The 16,797-nt window shown below is 71.4% G+C and carries 15 protein-coding genes; 7 read left to right on the forward strand and 8 right to left on the reverse strand.

Going from position 1 to position 16,797, the window contains the following annotated elements:
* Window positions 1–43 precede the first annotated feature (43 nt).
* Entirely contained in the window at window positions 44–517 is a 474-nt protein-coding gene (gene aroQ / locus ACSLTV_RS10580) for a type II 3-dehydroquinate dehydratase (RefSeq protein ID WP_432156578.1), read from the reverse strand.
* A 102-nt stretch (window positions 518–619) separates the two neighbouring features.
* Here aroQ and ACSLTV_RS10585 point away from each other — a divergent pair, with 102 nt between their 5' ends.
* Both ACSLTV_RS10585 and ACSLTV_RS10590 read left to right on the forward strand, forming a co-directional pair.
* Window positions 620–1,666 carry a S66 family peptidase gene (locus ACSLTV_RS10585; protein WP_432156579.1) on the forward strand — a complete coding sequence of 349 codons (1,047 nt, stop codon included), beginning with the start codon at window positions 620–622 and terminating at the stop codon, window positions 1,664–1,666.
* A gap of 93 nt (window positions 1,667–1,759) precedes the next feature.
* Window positions 1,760–3,025 carry an MFS transporter gene (locus ACSLTV_RS10590; protein WP_432136085.1) on the forward strand — a complete coding sequence of 422 codons (1,266 nt, stop codon included), beginning with the start codon at window positions 1,760–1,762 and terminating at the stop codon, window positions 3,023–3,025.
* Window positions 3,026–3,159: 134 nt separating this feature from the next.
* Here ACSLTV_RS10590 and ACSLTV_RS10595 read toward each other — a convergent pair whose 3' ends face one another.
* From ACSLTV_RS10595 to ACSLTV_RS10620, 6 genes are all read right to left on the reverse strand, one after another.
* A complete protein-coding gene (locus ACSLTV_RS10595) occupies window positions 3,160–3,462 on the reverse strand; it encodes a hypothetical protein (protein WP_432156580.1) in 303 nt (100 codons plus the stop codon).
* 129 nt (window positions 3,463–3,591) lie between these two features.
* Entirely contained in the window at window positions 3,592–4,593 is a 1,002-nt protein-coding gene (locus ACSLTV_RS10600) for a TerC family protein (protein WP_432136061.1), read from the reverse strand.
* 244 nt (window positions 4,594–4,837) lie between these two features.
* Window positions 4,838–6,874 (reverse strand): TerD family protein, encoded by a 2,037-nt coding sequence (locus tag ACSLTV_RS10605; RefSeq protein WP_435612015.1) that lies wholly within the window; start codon window positions 6,872–6,874, stop codon window positions 4,838–4,840.
* Between the two features lie 48 nt (window positions 6,875–6,922).
* Window positions 6,923–7,501: a TerD family protein gene (locus tag ACSLTV_RS10610; protein WP_432136059.1), complete on the reverse strand. Its 579-nt coding sequence runs from the start codon at window positions 7,499–7,501 to the stop codon at window positions 6,923–6,925.
* 162 nt (window positions 7,502–7,663) lie between these two features.
* Window positions 7,664–9,823 (reverse strand): excinuclease ABC subunit UvrB, encoded by a 2,160-nt coding sequence (uvrB, locus tag ACSLTV_RS10615; protein WP_432136058.1) that lies wholly within the window; start codon window positions 9,821–9,823, stop codon window positions 7,664–7,666.
* A 40-nt stretch (window positions 9,824–9,863) separates the two neighbouring features.
* On the reverse strand, window positions 9,864–10,727 hold the full coding sequence (locus ACSLTV_RS10620; protein ID WP_432136057.1) for an MHYT domain-containing protein: 864 nt from the start codon (window positions 10,725–10,727) through the stop codon (window positions 9,864–9,866).
* A 270-nt stretch (window positions 10,728–10,997) separates the two neighbouring features.
* Here ACSLTV_RS10620 and ACSLTV_RS10625 point away from each other — a divergent pair, with 270 nt between their 5' ends.
* The 4 genes from ACSLTV_RS10625 to ACSLTV_RS10640 all read left to right on the forward strand — a co-directional run bounded on the left by ACSLTV_RS10625 (window position 10,998) and on the right by ACSLTV_RS10640 (window position 14,537).
* On the forward strand, window positions 10,998–11,870 hold the full coding sequence (locus tag ACSLTV_RS10625; protein ID WP_432136056.1) for a glycerophosphodiester phosphodiesterase: 873 nt from the start codon (window positions 10,998–11,000) through the stop codon (window positions 11,868–11,870).
* A gap of 46 nt (window positions 11,871–11,916) precedes the next feature.
* Window positions 11,917–12,471: a methylated-DNA--[protein]-cysteine S-methyltransferase gene (locus tag ACSLTV_RS10630; RefSeq protein ID WP_432136055.1), complete on the forward strand. Its 555-nt coding sequence runs from the start codon at window positions 11,917–11,919 to the stop codon at window positions 12,469–12,471.
* Window positions 12,472–12,555: 84 nt separating this feature from the next.
* Complete coding sequence (locus ACSLTV_RS10635; RefSeq protein ID WP_432156583.1) at window positions 12,556–13,464, forward strand: pseudouridine-5'-phosphate glycosidase; 909 nt, start codon at window positions 12,556–12,558, stop codon at window positions 13,462–13,464.
* 83 nt (window positions 13,465–13,547) lie between these two features.
* On the forward strand, window positions 13,548–14,537 hold the full coding sequence (locus ACSLTV_RS10640; RefSeq protein ID WP_432136084.1) for a carbohydrate kinase family protein: 990 nt from the start codon (window positions 13,548–13,550) through the stop codon (window positions 14,535–14,537).
* 96 nt (window positions 14,538–14,633) lie between these two features.
* Here ACSLTV_RS10640 and ACSLTV_RS10645 read toward each other — a convergent pair whose 3' ends face one another.
* Window positions 14,634–15,425 (reverse strand): methyltransferase domain-containing protein, encoded by a 792-nt coding sequence (locus ACSLTV_RS10645; RefSeq protein WP_432136053.1) that lies wholly within the window; start codon window positions 15,423–15,425, stop codon window positions 14,634–14,636.
* A gap of 208 nt (window positions 15,426–15,633) precedes the next feature.
* Here ACSLTV_RS10645 and ACSLTV_RS10650 point away from each other — a divergent pair, with 208 nt between their 5' ends.
* Window positions 15,634–16,761: a magnesium and cobalt transport protein CorA gene (locus ACSLTV_RS10650; RefSeq protein WP_435612016.1), complete on the forward strand. Its 1,128-nt coding sequence runs from the start codon at window positions 15,634–15,636 to the stop codon at window positions 16,759–16,761.
* The last annotated feature ends 36 nt before the right edge of the window (window positions 16,762–16,797 follow it).

The following is a 16,797-nucleotide window of genomic DNA, read 5'->3' on the forward strand; positions in this document are numbered from 1 at the left end:
CGGCCTCCCGATCCCCGCCCTCGGCCGGCGGCCCAGGCGGGGTTCACGCCTCGGCCTGCGTGGCCCCGGCCAGCGCCACCACCCGCTCCACGCCGAACACGTAACCCTGCACACCACAGCCGGCGATGACCCCGTCGGCGCGCAGCGAGACGTACGAGTGGTGCCGGAAGGACTCGCGCCGGTGGATGTTGGAGATGTGCACCTCCAGGACCGGCATGCCGTCGCAGGTGTTGAGCGCGTCGAGGATCGCCACCGAGGTGTGCGAGTAGGCGCCGGGGTTGATCACGATCCCGCAGTGCTGCAGCCGCGCCTCGTGGATCCAGTCGACGAGCTGCCCTTCGTGGTTGGACTGGCGGAAGTCCACCCGGCCGCCGTGTGCGGCCGCCGCCTTCGCGCACATCGCCTCGACGTCGGCGAGCGTGTCGGACCCGTAGATCTCCGGCTGCCGCTGACCGAGGAGGTTCAGGTTGGGGCCGTTGAGGATCATGATGGGGGCGTTGGCCAGGGTGCGGGGCACGGTTCCTCCGGTCCGTCAGAAGGGGCGGTCCGCACGGGACCGCTGCTCGGACCCCGGTTTATCACGGTGCGGCCGAAGGGCCCGGAGCACTAGCCTCCTGCCATGAGGACGCCCGCGTACCCGCCCAAGCCCTCCCCCGGTGACCGGGTGGCCGTCCTGTCGCCCTCCAGCGGCCTGCCGGGGCTCTTCCCGCTCCCCTACGAACTGGGCCTGGAGCGGCTGCGCGGGGAGTACGGGCTGGTGCCGGTCGAGTATCCGGCGAGCCGCACCATGGGCTCGACGCCGCGGCAGCGGGCCGACGACCTGCACGCCGCGTTCGCCGACCCGGACATCAAGGCGGTCTTCGCCTCGATCGGCGGTGACGATCAGATCACCGTACTGCCGCTGCTGGACCGGGAGTTGATCCGGGCGCATCCGAAGCCGTTCTTCGGGTGGAGCGACAACACCAACCTGCTCATGTTCCTGCGCAACACCGGGATAGTCGGCTACCACGGTGGGAGCGTGATGGTCGAGCTGGGCCGTCCCGGCGCCATGCACCCACAGACCGCCGAGTCCCTGCGGGCCGCTCTGTTCACCCCGGGCCCGTACGAGCTGCGCCCTGCGGAGCGCTGGAACGACGTCGACCGGGACTGGGCCGAGCCGGCCACCTTCGAGACTGAGCCACCCGCACGACCCGGCACCGGCTGGACCTGGGTGAACGCCGACCGGGTGGTGGAGGGCCGCAGCTGGGGCGGGTGTCTGGAGATCGTCGCCTGGCTGCTGACGGCCGACCGGGAGATCCCGCGCGACCCGGCGGAGTTCGACGGCGGAGTGCTGTTCCTGGAGACCTCGGAGGAGTTGCCGAGCGCCACGGAGGTCTTCCGCACACTGCGCAACATGGGCGAGCGCGGGCTGCTGGGGCGCTTCTCGGCCCTGCTGATGGGCCGGCCGAAAACCTGGTCCTTCGAGCGGCCTCACAGCGAGCGGGAGGCCGCCCGCTACGCCGCCGCACAGCGCGACGCCGTCCTGCGCGCCCTGCGGGACTACGCCCCCGACACCATGGCGGTCTTCGACGTGGACCTCGGGCACACCGATCCGAACCTGGTGATGCCGTACGGCGGCCTGGTGCGGGTCGACGGGCCCGCCCGGCGCATCACGGTCACGTACTGACGAGACGGTCACCCCGCCCCGTAACCCTCCGTCACAGTGGGTAGTTGACGCGGCATGCACGACGTACGCACCGTGAGCGGCCCCGCCGCGTCCATGCCCCGGCTGGCGGCGGCCTCGCTCGCCGGCACGGCCATCGAGTTCTACGACTTCTTCGTCTACGGGACCGCGGCCGCGCTGGTTCTCGGCCCCCTGTTCTTCCCGACGTTCTCCCCCTTGGCGGGGACCCTGGCGGCCTTCGGGACCTTCGCTGTGGGCTTCGTGGCACGGCCGCTGGGGTCGGTGCTGTTCGGACACGTCGGAGACCGGCACGGACGCCGACCGGTGCTCGTGGCGTCCCTGCTGCTGACCGGCGCCTCGACGGTCGCGGTCGGTTGCGTCCCGACGTACGACAGCATCGGGGTGAGCGCTCCCCTGCTGTTGCTCCTGCTGCGGTTCCTGCAGGGACTGGGGCTCGGCGGAGAGTGGGGTGGCGCGGTGCTGCTGACGGCGGAACACGCGCCCGCCGGGCGGCGCGCGCTGTGGTCGAGCTTCCCGCAGATCGGGCCGCCGGTCGGGTTCCTGCTCGCCAACGGAGTGATGTTGGTTCTCTCGGCCACGCTGTCCGACGCGCGGTTCGCCGCGTGGGGGTGGCGGATCCCGTTCTGGGCGGGCGGGGCGCTGGCGGTGGCCGGACTCTGGCTGCGGTCGTCGCTCGCGGAGAGTCCGCGGTTCCTGGAGATCGACGACCACGCGCGCGTGCCGCTGGCCGATGTGGTGCGTCACCACTGGCGGCTCGTGCTGCTGACGGCCGGTGCGCTCGCCGCCGGCTACGCGATCTTCTACGCGGTGACGACCTGGTCCCTGGCCTACGGGACCGAACGGCTCGGCGTGGACCGCACCGTCATGCTGGGCTGCGTCATGGCGGCGGTGGTGGTGAAAGGTGCGCTGACCCCGGTGATGGCGGTCCTGGGTGACCGGTTCGGACGGCGACCGATGTGCCTGGCGGGATGCGCCGCCTGCGCACTGTGGATGTTCCCGATGGTGGCGCTGCTGGCGACCGGCGAGCCGCTGCCGATGTTCCTGGGCTTCCTGGGCGCGCTGGTCTCCTTCGTGACGATGTTCGCGGTGATCGCGGCCTATCTGCCGGAGCTGTACGAACCCCGGGTGCGCTGCACGGGCGCGGCGGTGGGCTACAACCTGGGCGGGGTCCTCGGGGGCGCGCTGACCCCGATCGCGGCGACGGCGCTCGCGGAGTCCGGGGGGCGGGTCCCCTGGGGTGTCGGTGCGTACCTGACCGGGATCGCGCTGCTCAGCCTCGGCTGTTTCGCCCTGCTACCGGAGACCCGCCCGGTGCCGGTGGCGGCGCCGGTCATGGACTGACCTGCGGCTTCGGCCGCGGCCGGCACCGGGCGGGCGGGCGGCGGCGGTCATGCGGTGACCGGCCTCGGTCCGGCCGGCGCAGCTCATCTCTCGGAGCTCCCGACGGGCCGTGCGCTTCCAGGGCGTGCGCCGGGCTACCGGGCGGCGTCCGGGTCCAGCACGTCGCAGTTGGTGTAGACGCGGTCGCCGATACACAGCGCGCCGAGCTGCTCGGCCAGTTCGGACGTCTCCGGGTCGTCGCTGTTGCGCATGGCCTCCTCGTGGGAGTCGAACTCGATCACCGCCAGGTAGCGGTGGGAGTTGTCGCGGTCCTTCAGGAGCATGTGGTGCGCGGGGGCGTTCGGCCGTCCGGCGTGGCGCAGGGCGAACTCCTGCAGCAGCTCATTGATCTCCTCCAGACGCTCGGTCCGGAAGTCGACGATCTGCACGAACTTCATGGGCACCTCACCGGGCCGGGGCGTCCCCGGGTGGGGAAACACGCTCAGCACCAAGCAAGCACCGGGAGCGGCACCCGGCAATTCGCCGCGTACCGCTCCCGTGCCTGATTCTCGCTACGCTGTCCGCCGTCAGGTGTCGGCGCTCTCCTTCGGAGCGCTCTCGCTCATGGCGTGCGCCGCATCGGCCGCCGCCTGCTTCTTCGACGCGCGCAGGCTGGTGACCGTGGTGACGATCAGGACCGAGCAGATCACGCCGAGCGAGACCGGGATGCTGATCTCGGGGACGTGGACTCCGGACTCGTGGAGCGCGTGGAGCACCAGCTTCACACCGATGAAGCCCAGGATGATGGACAGCCCGTAGCTGAGGTGGACCAGCTTGCGCAGCAGACCGCCGATCAGGAAGTACAGCTGCCGCAGCCCCATCAGGGCGAACGCGTTGGCCGTGAAGACGATGTACGGGTCCTGTGTCAGGCCGAAGATCGCGGGAATGGAGTCGAGAGCGAAGAGCACGTCGGTGGTGCCGATCGCGAGCATCACGACGAGCATCGGGGTCATGACCCGCTTGCCGTTCTGCTGGATCCACAGCTTGGTGCCGTGGTAGCGGTCGGCGACCCCGAAGCGGCGCTCGGCGGCCTTGAGCAGCTTGTTCTCCTCGTATTCCTCGTCGTCCTCGTCGGCGCGCGCCTCCTGGACGAGCTTCCAGGCGGTCCAGATCAGGAAGGCACCGAAGAGGTAGAACACCCACGAGAAGCTGGCGATGATCGCGGCGCCGGCGGCGATGAACACGGCGCGCAGGACCAGGGCTATGAGCACTCCGACGAGGAGGACGCGCTGCTGGTACTGCGACGGGACCGCGAACTTCGCCATGATCAGGACGAAGACGAAAAGGTTGTCGACGCTGAGGGACTTCTCGGTGATGAACCCGGCGAAGAACTCTCCGGCGGGCTGGCCGCCGCCGAAGACCAGCAGGCCGGCTCCGAAGAGGCCGGCGAGGGCGATCCAGACGACGGTCCAGATGCCGGCTTCCTTGATGGACACGTCGTGCGGCTTGCGGCCGATGAAGAAGTCGACCGCGATCAGGGCGGCGAGGCCCACGATCGTCAGGACCCACAGGGTCACGGAAACATCCACTGCGCCTCCGGCAATACGTAACGGCAAGTAATCAGCGTCGTCGCTGCCGGAGGTCTCTTCCGCCCGAGGAGGGCCGGCGTCCCGGGATGCCGGCCTGGTCGGTCAGGTGGCCGGATCCGTACTGACGGGAACGCCGCAGCAAGTCAGGGAGTACTCCCCTCCGTGCGAAGAACCATACTCCGATCACCAAGAGAAGGTAAAGCGTCAGGCAAAAGAATCTTCAAACGAGCAGTTCAACGGCGCTTTACCAATGCTTGGCGCGAGCCGTGGCGACCTGACTCAGTACCTGATGCAGCACCTGGCTGCCGGGCGGGACGAGCGTCGGCTCGTACGTCCAGGCGTGGCCCACCCACGGGTCGGCGAGGTGATCGTCGGGCACCGGGGTGAGCCGCAGCAGCGACCGCCACAGCGGATCCAGCAACGGACCGTAACCGGAGGCGTCCTCCCGGTCGGCGACCATCATCAGGTGGACACCGACCGCCGGGCCCTCGTCCGCGAGATACCGCAACTGGGTCACGGCACGGTCGTCGAAGCCGTGCGGGAAGTCGTTGACGACCAGCAGTTGCTCGGAGGTGTCGAAGCCGGGCGGCAGCGAGTCGGCCGCGCCGCCGCGGACCGCCATCTGCACCAGGTCCACCCGCTGGGTGAGCCGCTCCAGGACGTCCTTGACCCCGGCCGCGCCGACGGCGGGCGGGCCGGCCAGGACGCCGTGCCGCACCAGCGGCCCGAGCGCCTGCGCTCCCGAGCCCGCCGGGTCGATCACGTGCACGGTGAACTCGCCGGCCGGGTACGCGGCCAGCAGCCGGGCGGTGTGCGCCACCGCGCACTCCATGGCCAGGCGGCGCAGGTCGTGGGCGTCGGCGAAGGAGTCGTCGGCCGCGGCGGTGCGCCCGCAGTCGATCCACAACCCGCGCTCCAGCGGCAGCCGGAGCAGCATCGGGATCCGCAGCGGGTCGCTCTCGGGCAGTCGCAGATCACCCATCCGCAGCGCCATGGGGATCTCCATGGGGACGCGGTAGGCGTGCCACACAGGGTTGTCCCAGCGGGCGAACGCCGGTGGCAGCGCGGGTTCCACCACGTCGGCCTCAGCGGTGAGCTGGGCGAGGTCGCGGTCGAGGGCCTGCCGGGCATGGTCGACGAGCTGGGCGTACTTCAGGTGCGCCGCGTCGCGGGCGGCCTCGGCCTGGTCGCCGCCACGGCTGCGCGGGTCCGACAGGACCTGGTCGAGCTCCTTCTCCCGGCGCGAGTCGGCGAAATCGACTGCGCTGCGGTACGCGGCGGTGGTGCGGGCCAGGTCCTCGAACATGCCCCACACCTGGTTGTAGAGCCGCTCCTCCATGGACCAGCCGGTGGCGTCACCGGCGACGGGCTGCGCGGGCTGCCCGGGGGCCGCCGGGGGCGCGGTCGGCGGGGGTGGCGGCGGAGCGGCGCTCTGCCGGCCCGGGTGCGTGTAGTCGACGGGTCCACCGCCCGTGGGCGGCGTGGCGGGCTCTTCCGGGACGGGACTCACGGGGGTGGGACCGGCCGGCTGACTCGTGTCCGGGCCCGGGGTCGTCCGCGCCGAGTGCGGGCCGGCGTCGTCCTGGGCACCGTAGGGTCCGGAGGCGCCCGCGCCGGACGCGCCGTGTGGAGAGCCGGTCTGGTCCGGCCCCGGTGCGGAGGCGGCGGCATGGGGGCGGTCGGCGTCCGGCGTCCGCGGCCGCGGGGCCGGCAGCGCGCGGGCCAGGCCCCGCGTCACAGCCTCATGGATGCCGGAGGCCAACTGGTGGGCCTGGGGCAGGCCCTGGTCGGTGAACAGCTCGGCCAGGCCGCCCGCGTATCCCTGGCCGACCGCGCGGACCTTCCAGGCCCCCTGGCGGCGGTAGAGCTCCAGGGCGACGACGGCGGTCTCCGAGTCCAGACCGGTGAGGGTGTACGAGACGAGTTCGGTGCCGTCGAGGCCGGTGACGGCGACGAAGGGGGCAGCGACGGCACCGAAGCGCTGCGGTCCTCCCCCGCTTCTGCCGCCCGGCAGGGCGAGCAGGACGCTCACCCGATGGACGGCGGTCGGCACGGCGTCGAGATCCACCGCGAGCCGGTGGTCGGCGGCGGCCTGGCGGGAGACCTCCAGGCCGGGCAGCGCGGGCGCGCCCGGGTGGGCCACCCACTCGGCGTCCGGCACGCGGCCCTGCTCGTCACCGGTCGTGGCCGCGGCCACGACCGGCGTGCCGGCCGAGATCCTGATCTCGAGGCGGACCTGGGAGAGCGGGTGGTTCTGCCCCCGCACCAGCTCAGCCGTCATCGCCTGTCGTCCCCCTGAGTCGCGTGTGAGTGATCCGGTACCGGCCGCCTAGAGCAGCGGCAGGACGGCGGGCATCAGGTCCTGGAAGGTGCGGCCGTTGGCCGGGGTGCCCAGGGCCGTCATCGTCCAGCCGGCCCCCGACCGGTGTACCTTCGCCATGATCTGGGCGGTGTAGGCGCCGCCGCCGGCGAGGGTGTAGCGGGCGAGCTCCTGGCCGTTGGTCTCGTCGACCAGACGGCAGAAAGCGTTCTGGACCTCCTGGAAGGTCTGCCCGGTGAAGGAGTTCACGGTGAAGACGATCTGGTCGATGTGGACCGGCACCCGCGCCAGGTCCACGAGGATCGCCTCGTCGTCGCCGCCCTGCCCGACGCCGCCGACGAGGTTGTCGCCGGTGTGGCGCACCGAGCCGTCGTCGCTCACCAGGTGACGGAAGAAGACGACGTCGACGGGCTGCTTGTCGGCGAAGAGGACGGCCGAGGCGTCGAGGTCGATCTCTCGGGTGCGGGACCCGAACAGGCCGCGGCGCGGAGCGGCCTGCCAGCCGAGACCCATGCGCACCGCGGTCAGGCTGCCCCCGTCGTTCTTCTGCAGACTGATGGCCTGACCCTTGGTCATGTTGACGGTCACGCGCTGATTCCCCTCTCGGACGTCCCCTGTTGCCGCGCACCGCGCGGTTGGCAAGAACCCTACGCAGACGCACTGACAGTGCCGAACCCGGCCACCTACTTTGTGTCGGTCTTGCAACACAGCGCATCCGCCCGGACCACCCGTCCACCGCCGGGTGCGGCGTCAGGCCAGGCCCGCCTCCTTCATCTGGCGCAGCTCCTTCTTCATCTCCGAGACCTCGTCGCGCAGCCGGGCCGCGATCTCGAACTGGAGATCGGCGGCGGCCGCCCGCATGCGCTCGGTCATCTCCTCGATCTGCTCGGCGAGGTCGGCCGCGGGACGGTCGGTCGGGACGGTCTCGCGGGCCTTGCCCTTGGCCGGCTTGGTGGTCTTCGCGCCCTGGGCCGCCTTCGCCGCCTTGCCGCCGAGAGACGGCACCGGGGCCTTGGTGCCGCCGCCGTCCTTCCCGGCCTTGCGGTAGCCCGAGCCGAGCAGCTTCTCGGTGTCGACCTCCTCGCGGGCGATCTGCGCCACGATGTCGTTGATCTTCTTGCGCAGCGGTTGCGGGTCGATGCCGTTCGCCGTGTTGTAGGCGACCTGCTTCTCCCGGCGGCGGTTGGTCTCGTCGATGGCCCGCTCCATCGCCGGGGTGATCTTGTCGGCGTACATGTGGACCTGGCCGGAGACATTGCGCGCCGCGCGGCCGATCGTCTGGATGAGCGAGGTACCCGACCGCAGGAAGCCCTCCTTGTCGGCGTCGAGGATGGCCACCAGGGACACCTCGGGCAGGTCCAGCCCCTCCCGCAGCAGGTTGATGCCGACCAGGACGTCGAACTCGCCGCTGCGCAGTTCGCGCAGCAGCTCCACGCGGCGCAGGGTGTCGACGTCGCTGTGCAGGTAGCGCACCTGGATACCGAGCTCCAGGAAGTAGTCGGTGAGGTCCTCGGCCATCTTCTTGGTGAGCGTGGTGACCAGGACGCGCTCGTCCTTCTCGACCCGCTGCCGGATCTCGTGCACCAGGTCGTCGATCTGGCCCTCGGTGGGCTTGACGACGACCTCGGGGTCGACGAGTCCGGTGGGACGGATGATCTGCTCGACGACGCCGTCCGCCCGGGACAGCTCGTAGTTCCCGGGCGTCGCCGAAAGGTAGACGGTCTGGCCGATGCGCTCCTGGAACTCCTCCCACTTCAGAGGGCGGTTGTCGAGCGCCGACGGCAGCCGGAAGCCGTGGTCGACGAGGGTGCGCTTGCGGGAGGCGTCGCCCTCGTACATGGCGCCGATCTGTGGGACCGTGACGTGCGACTCGTCGATGACGAGCAGGAAGTCGTCCGGAAAGTAGTCCAGCAGGGTGTTCGGCGGGGAGCCGGGGAGGCGCCCGTCGAAGTGCATCGAGTAGTTCTCCACGCCGGAGCACGTGCCGATCTGGCGGAGCATCTCGATGTCGTAGGTGGTGCGCATGCGCAGGCGCTGGGCCTCCAGAAGCTTCCCCTGCTTCTCCAGCTCGGTGAGGCGCTCGGTCAGTTCCTTCTCGATGTCGTTGACGGCCCGCTCCATGCGCTCCGGGCCGGCGACGTAGTGGGAGGCCGGGAAGACGTAGAGCTGCCGGTCGTCGCTGATGATCTCGCCGGTGAGCGGGTGGAGCGTGGAGAGGGCCTCGATCTCGTCGCCGAACATCTCGATGCGGACGGCGAGTTCCTCGTAGACCGGGAAGATCTCGATGGTGTCGCCGCGCACCCGGAAGGTGCCGCGGGTGAACGCCATGTCGTTGCGCGTGTACTGGATGTCGACGAAACGGCGCAGCAACTCGTCGCGGTCGATCTCCTCGCCGACACGCAAGGGGACCATGCGGTCCACGTACTCCTGCGGTGTGCCGAGGCCGTAGATGCAGGAGACGGAGGCGACCACGACGACGTCACGCCGGGTGAGCAGGGAGTTGGTCGCGGAGTGGCGCAGCCGCTCGACCTCCTCGTTGATCGAGGAGTCCTTCTCGATGTAGGTGTCCGACTGCGGGACGTACGCCTCGGGCTGGTAGTAGTCGTAGTACGAGACGAAGTACTCGACCGCGTTGTCGGGCAGGAGCTCGCGGAACTCGTTCGCCAGCTGGGCGGCCAGCGTCTTGTTCGGGGCCATCACCAGGGTGGGGCGCTGGAGCTTCTCGATCATCCACGCGGTGGTGGCGGACTTGCCGGTGCCGGTCGCGCCGAGCAGGACGACGTCCTTCTCACCGGCCTCGATGCGCCGCGCCAGCTCGGCGATGGCCGCCGGCTGGTCGCCGCTGGGCTGGTACGGGCTGACGACCTCGAAGGGCGCCACCGTGCGTTCGATGTGGGAAACGGGCCGCATGCCATCCACCGTACGACCCGCCACTGACAACGGGGTCCGGTCAGCGATTCTGCGGGGCCCGGTGGCCGTGCGCGAGGTCGCGGCGCGGGATGCGCGGGGACGGGCGGCGGCGGGTGCGGGCGGACGGCTCGTGGGCAGGGACACCGGGTTCGTGCTCGACGCGGGCGGCGGGCCGGCCCGTGGCCATCAGCGGGTCGAACAGGACGACGGCTCCGGCGAGGCAGAGGAAGGCGAGCGGGCCGATCAGCATGGGCGCGAGGACGGCGGCGGAGGAGTCGCCCACGGCCGGCGCGCCGCTGCCGTGGAGGTGGACACTCATGGCGGCCATGCCGGTGTAGTGCATACCGCTGACGGCGACTCCCATCACCAGGCTCGCGCAGACGCTCCACCTCAGGCCCCTGACCTGTACGGCGGCCCACAAGGCGACGGTCGCGGCGCCCATCGCGATGACGACGGACAGGGCGACGGTGACGGTGTTGTACTCCAGGGTGCCGTTCAGCCGCAGTCCCGCCATGCCCAGGTAGTGCATGGAGGCGATACCCAGGCCGGTCACGGTGCCGCCGGTGAACAGCGCCGCTCCGGCGGCCCCCCGGTAGCCGACGATGAAGACGCCGACGCCGACCATGAGGACCGCGACGCCCAGACTGGCGAAGGTCATGGGCTTGTCGTACTGGATCGGTGCGCCGCGCACGGTGAAGCCCATCATGGCGACGAAGTGCATGGTCCATATGCCGGAGCCGATCGCCGCCGCACCGAGGGCCAGCCAGCCGGGGCGCCAGGAGCGGGCCACCACCAGGGCTCTGGTCGTGCAGCGCAGGCCCAGGGCCCCGCCCAGGCAGGCCATGAGATAGGCCACCAGCGGGGTGACGAGTCCGTAGTTGAAGCCGTCGACCGTGCCTTGCATGCCCGGCTGCCCCTCCGCCCTGTCGACGTGTCCGAAAAGCGCCCCCTCCCCGGGACCGCGGGGAGCGGTCAGGGGTGACGCAGAGAGTAACCCCCACCGGATTGGTCGAACGATTCTCCGGCGAAGAAACACGGTCTTGCCCCACATGTGCCGCCTCAGTGAGCGGGAGTGGGCGACTCTCTCCACCGTGCGGCAGTCCGACACACCCCGTCCGTGACTCTCTGCTGTCAGAGTTGAGCTGTCCGTGATCGCTCGACGCGAGGAGTACGCATGCACACGCGTGCACTTGCCGCCCTGTCCACCGCTCTCCTGGGCGTCGTCGCCCTCCTGCTCCCCGCGCCGCACGCCCGGGCCGGGACGGTGTCCCTGCCGACGGTGGTCGCCCACCGGGGTGCCGCCGCCTACGCCCCCGAGAACACCCTGGCCGCCGTGGACGAGGCCGCGGAACTGGGCATCCGTTGGGTGGAGAACGACGTCCAGCGCACCCTGGACGGCGAACTCGTGGTCATCCACGACGACAGTCTCCGCCGTACGACCGACGCGGAGGAGGTCTTCCCCAGCCGTGCTCCGTGGAAGGTGGGGGACTTCACGGCCGCCGAGATCGCGCGGCTGGACGCGGGCAGCTGGTTCTCCCCCGCGTACGCGGGCACACGCGTGCCGACGCTGGAGCAGTACCTGCGGCAGGTCGAGTCCCATCGGCAGCGGCTGGTCCTGGAGGTCAAGAATCCCTCGCTGTACCCGGGGATCGAGCAGGACATCCTCAAGGCGCTCGGCGACGCGGGGTGGCTCGACGAACGGCACCTCGACGGCCGGCTGATCGTGCAGAGCTTCGATCTGGACAGCCTGCACGCCGTGCGGGCCCTGGAGCCGGCTGTCAGGACCGGATTCCTCGGGGCGCCTGCCGAGACGGAGCTGTCCCGGTACGCGGCGGTGGCCGATCTGGTGAATCCGCCCTACACCGCCGTGTCGCAGGCGTACGTGTCGGCGCTGCGCGAGCACGTCGGCCCGCACGGGGACCCCCTGCGGGTCTTCGCGTGGACGGTGGACGACCCCGGCACCGTCCGCGACCTCGTCCGGGACGGCGTCGACGGCATCATCAGCAACAAGCCCGACGTGGTGCGGCGGGCCCTGTACCTGCGCTGACCCCGTGCGCGGCGGCGTTGTCGGTGGCAGGCCGTACGGTGGGCGCATGGACAGCCACGGACAGGACGAGCAGCGCGTCGTGTGGACCGTCGTCGGTACCGACATCGGGCCGCTGCTGCTCGCGGCGACCGGCGCGGGTCTGGTCAACGTCGTCTTCCACGCGGACGGGGCGAGGCGCGAGAAGGCTCTGGCCCAGCTCGCCGAACGCCTGGCCGCGGTGCCCGTCGAGGCACCCGGTGCCCCGCTGCTCGCGGAGGCGATACGCCAGGTCGAGGCCTACTTCGCCGGTGCCCGGCAGGCCTTCGAGCTACCGCTGGACTGGTCTTTGACAGGGGGCTTCAACCGGCAGGTGCTGCGCGAGCTGGCCGCCGGTGTGCCGTACGGGACGGTGGTCGGCTACGGCGACCTCGCCCGGCGGGTGGGGCAGCCGGGGGCGGCCCAGGCGGTGGGCACGGCGATGGGCGCCAATCCGCTGCCGGTGGTGGTGCCCTGTCACCGGGTCGTGGAGAGCGACGGCGGGATCGGGGGCTTCGGGGGCGGTCTGGAGGCCAAGCGCAGGCTGCTCGCCCTGGAGGGCGTGCTGCCCGAGCCGCTGTTCTGAGAGTGTCCTCCCACAGGCCGGGGGTTTGACGGGGGCTGCCGCCCGCCAGAGATGAGGGAGAACCGTCGGACAGGAGGCAGGCGCGTGACCCTGGTGGTGTCGGAAGAGGTTCGGGAAGCGGTCGACGCCCGTCGACCGGTGGTGGCCTTGGAGTCCACGATCATCGCGCAGGGGCTTCCCCGCCCGCGCAACCTGCAGGTCGCCCTGGAGCTGGAGGCGGTGGTGCGCGCGGAGGGCGCCGTGCCGGCGACCGTCGCGGTCCTGGACGGGCGGCCGCACGTCGGTCTGGACAAGGAGCAGGTGGAGCGGATCGCCAACGAGGACGGCATCCGCAAACTGGGTCACCGTGACCTGGCGCTCGCGCTCGCCCGCGCGGCGAGCGGCGCGACGACCGTGTCGGCGACCGCGCTGCTGGCGGCCCTGGCCGGGGTGCGGGTGTTCGCGACCGGCGGGCTCGGCGGGGTGCACCGTGAGTGGACGGCCACGCAGGACGAGTCGGCCGACCTGGGACTGCTGGCGCGCACCCGGATCACGGTGGTGTGCGCGGGCGTGAAGTCGATCCTGGACGTGCCGGCGACGCTGCAACGACTGGAGACACTGGGCGTCGCCGTCGCCGGGTACGGCACGGACCGCTTCCCCGGCTTCTACCTGTCGGACTCCGGGCAGCCGGTGGACTGGACGCTGGACACGCCGGAACAGGTCGCCCGGGTGATGCACGCGCAGGACGCGCTGGGCGCGCCGCAGTCGGCACTGATCGTCGCCAACCCCGTCCCGCAGGACGAGCAGTTGGATCCCGACCTGCACGCCCGGGTGCTCGCTGACGCGCTGCGGGCATGCGAGGAGAAGGGCGTCACCGGTCAATCGGTGACCCCGTTCCTCCTCGACTATCTGATGCGGCACACCGGCGGGGCGTCGCTGGAGGCCAATCTGGCCGCGGTGCGTGGCAACGTGCGTGTGGCGGCACGGATCGCGGCGGCCTGGGCCGCCTCGTGAGCAGGCGGCGGGACGACCGCGGCCCGCTGGAATCGGCGGGGAACGACAAGGGGGCGGAGAGCGGGGCCGGTGGCGCGGTCGGCATGCGCCGACGGGCCGTCGGGGGCCGCTCGGCGGACGGCGCCGGTCGGGCAGGCAGCGGGGCCCTGCTGGTCGTCGGCGATGTGGTGACCGATGTCGTCGCCCGGTACCGGGGACCGCTCGCGACGGGAACCGACACGGCGGCCGCGATCCGGACGCTGCCCGGTGGGGCGGGTGCCAACGTGGCGTGCTGGGCCGCGCATTGGGGATGCGCGGACGTGCGGCTGCTGGGCCGTGTCGGCTCGGACGCGGCGGCGTGGCACGAGCGGGAGCTGGCCGCCTGCGGGGTGCGGCCCCGGCTCGTCGTGGACGCCGACGCGCCGACCGGGACGGTGGTCTGCCTCGTCGACACGGGTGCGGCGGCGGAGCGGACGTTCCTCACCGACAGCGGGGCCTCGCTGCGGCTGGAGCCCGCCGACTGGTCCGACGCGCTGCTCGACGGTGTGACCGGACTGCACCTTTCCGGATACCTGCTGTTCTCCGCGTCCGGCCGGGCAGTGATGCGGGTCGCGCTGGAGGCGGCCCGCACGCGCGACGTGCCGGTGAGCCTCGATCCGGCGTCGGCGGGTTTCCTTGCCGAGCTGGGCGTCGACCGCTTCCTCACGCTCGCCGACGGGGTGGACGTCCTGCTGCCGAGCCGGGACGAGGCGTGTCTCCTCGCCGGAGTACCGGAGACGGCGGCCGCGGCGGCCGAGCTGAGCCGACGCTTCCCGATGGTGGTGGCCAAGCGGGGCGCTGAGGGCGCGCTGCTCGCCCGAGACGGCGGCGTCGTCACGGAGGTGCCCGCCGCCCCGGCCGAACCTCACGACACCACGGGAGCCGGCGACGCGTTCACCGGGGCGTTCCTGGCGGCACTGCTCGCCGGAGCGGCCCCCGAGGTGGCGGTGGCGCAGGGGTGTCTGGCCGGAGCGCGGGCGGTGGAGCGGTCCGGCGGCAGACCGGCCCCCACGACCCGGCGCGCGCGCTTCCCGTCCGCAGCGCCTGTGGGATGAGCCCGCTGCGGACGACGGGGCGAGAGCGACCTCATCGCGTCAGGCCGGGTACCGCCGTACGTCGACGCCGTGTTCAGCCGTCGCGGCCGGAGACGGCTACCTCTTCCTGCCCCACGCCGAGATCATCGGTGCGGTGGCCAGGTCCATGCTCCCGGACGCCAGGTTGGCGAGATGGTCGTCGATGTCCTGTCGGCCGGCGAGTCCGGCGGCGACTAGGTCGGGGCCGATCTGCCGGATCGTCGCGGATTCGAGGGCCGCGCAGGCCGGCGAGGTCAGGGGGAAGCACGCGTCGGCCTCGACACCCCGGAGCCCGGCCTCGCGCAGGAGGCGGGGCAGCCGCCTGCCGTAGGAGAGGTCGGCACCGCGGTCGGCGAGGAGGGTACGGAAGCCGTGGCGCAGCCGGTTGGCGAGCCGCTGCTCGGGCCCGTGCTCGTCGGGGCAGGCCAGCGGTTGGAGGGCGGGGTCGGCGTCCTCGACCAGAAGCCGTCCGCCGGGCCGCAGCGCCTTGATCATCGACCGCAGCGCACGTTCCCGGTCGGGCACATGCACCAGCACGAGCCGGGCGTGCACCAGGTCGAAGCCTTCCGCCGGCGGTTCCTGGGCGCCCACGTCGTGGACGCGGACCTCGACCGGTGGCCGGGCGGCGGCCAGGCGCGAGGTGTCGACATCGGTCGCGATCACCTTGCCGGTCGGCCCCACCTTCTTCGCCAGCCAGGACACCACCGAGGGGCCGCCGGCGCCGACCTCCCAGCAGCGCCAGCCGGGTCCGACGCCCAGTCGTTCGAGGTGCCGGAAGGTCGTGGGGTCGAAGAGGACGGCGAAGGCGTCGAAGCGCTCGCCCGCCTCGGGGCGCTCGTTGTCGAGGAGATATCCGTCGGTTCGCGTCATGCAGCGATCATCCCAGTCGTCCCGGTTTCGCAGGGTGGTCGACGCGTCGGGGAGCCGTCCGACGTCGCCGAAGTCCCGTTGTCCACAGGGGGGAACAAAGCGGAATCGACCCTTTCCACAGGCTTGCCCGTGGATTCCGCCCGGCTGGCAGACTGACAGGCCAAGGCGCGGGAACGCGGTGCGAGGAGATCCACACGAGGAGATCCAGATGACCATGGCAGGGAATCTGCGGAGGGTCACCGGCCTCAGCAGGGTCGGTGGACTGCGCAGGGTGGCGCGACTGGCCCGGCGCAGGGCGCGGGTCGACCTCAGTCACCCCGCGCGCTCCCCGCTGGGTTCGTCGGTGGTGAACTGCGTGACGTACCGGGACGGGGTGCGGACACCGGGCGACGGGACGCTGACGGAGAGAGTGGCCCGGGTCCGCGACAGCGGCCACGGCTTCGTCTGGCTGGGGCTGCACGAGCCGACGAACGAGGAGTTCGCGGACATCGCCGAGCTGTTCGATCTGCATCCGCTGGCGGTCGAGGACGCGATCGAGGCGCACCAGCGGCCGAAGGTGGAGCGGTACGGCGAGACGCTGTTCGCGGTGTTCAAGACGGTCTGCTACGTCGAACACGAGGAGCTGACGGCGACGAGCGAGGTCGTCGACACCGGCGAGATCATGGTGTTCATGGGGCACGACTTCGCGATCTCGGTGCGGCACGGCCGGCATGGCTCGCTGGGGCCGCTGCGCGAGGAGCTGGAGTCCGAGCCCGAGCAACTCGCCAAGGGCCCCTCTGCCGTGCTGCACGCGATCGCGGACCATGTGGTCGACGAGTACCTCACTGTCACCGACTCGGTGCACGAGGACATCGAGCAGATGGAGACGGAGGTCTTCTCCGAGGACGGGGCACGGACCGACCCGGGCCGCATCTACCAGCTCAAACGGGAACTGCTGGAGCTGAAGCGGGCCGTGGTGCCGCTGGGCCGCCCGCTGCTGGAGCTGGCGGACCGTCCGATGCGTGTGGTGGATCCGGAGATACAGGCGTACTTCCGGGATGTCTCCGACCATCTGCTGCGGGCGGCCGAGCAGATCGCCGCGTTCGACGAGCTGGTCAACTCGATCCTGCAGGCGCATCTCGCCCAGGTGACGGTCGCCCAGAACGAGGACATGCGGAAGATCACGGCATGGGCCGCGGTGGTGGCCGTGCCGACGATGGTCTGCGGGATGTACGGGATGAACTTCGAGCACATGCCGGAGCTGCACTGGAAGTACGGCTATCCGCTCGTCATGGGCGTGATATCCGTCGCCTGCCTGGTGCTGTACCGGGGGTTTCGGCGCAACGGCTGGCTCTGACGCCGGTCGGCGCCTGAGCCGGGCCGTCGCGGGACG

The organism is Streptomyces sp. bgisy159 (assembly GCF_965341775.1).
Lineage (GTDB): Bacteria > Actinomycetota > Actinomycetes > Streptomycetales > Streptomycetaceae > Streptomyces.

What these genes read in the sequence shown, in the direction of transcription:
- ACSLTV_RS10645 (WP_432136053.1), bottom strand. Translation starts at nt 15,425, where the DNA reads ATGACGCGAACCGACGGATATCTCCTCGACAACGAGCGCCCCGAGGCG.
- ACSLTV_RS10595 (WP_432156580.1), bottom strand. Translation starts at nt 3,462, where the DNA reads ATGAAGTTCGTGCAGATCGTCGACTTCCGGACCGAGCGTCTGGAGGAG.
- ACSLTV_RS10630 (WP_432136055.1), top strand. Translation starts at nt 11,917, where the DNA reads ATGGACAGCCACGGACAGGACGAGCAGCGCGTCGTGTGGACCGTCGTC.
- uvrB (WP_432136058.1), bottom strand. Translation starts at nt 9,823, where the DNA reads ATGCGGCCCGTTTCCCACATCGAACGCACGGTGGCGCCCTTCGAGGTC.
- ACSLTV_RS10605 (WP_435612015.1), bottom strand. Translation starts at nt 6,874, where the DNA reads ATGACGGCTGAGCTGGTGCGGGGGCAGAACCACCCGCTCTCCCAGGTC.
- ACSLTV_RS10650 (WP_435612016.1), top strand. Translation starts at nt 15,634, where the DNA reads ATGACCATGGCAGGGAATCTGCGGAGGGTCACCGGCCTCAGCAGGGTC.
- ACSLTV_RS10585 (WP_432156579.1), top strand. Translation starts at nt 620, where the DNA reads ATGAGGACGCCCGCGTACCCGCCCAAGCCCTCCCCCGGTGACCGGGTG.
- ACSLTV_RS10620 (WP_432136057.1), bottom strand. Translation starts at nt 10,727, where the DNA reads ATGCAAGGCACGGTCGACGGCTTCAACTACGGACTCGTCACCCCGCTG.
- ACSLTV_RS10590 (WP_432136085.1), top strand. Translation starts at nt 1,760, where the DNA reads ATGCCCCGGCTGGCGGCGGCCTCGCTCGCCGGCACGGCCATCGAGTTC.
- ACSLTV_RS10625 (WP_432136056.1), top strand. Translation starts at nt 10,998, where the DNA reads ATGCACACGCGTGCACTTGCCGCCCTGTCCACCGCTCTCCTGGGCGTC.
- ACSLTV_RS10640 (WP_432136084.1), top strand. Translation starts at nt 13,548, where the DNA reads ATGCGCCGACGGGCCGTCGGGGGCCGCTCGGCGGACGGCGCCGGTCGG.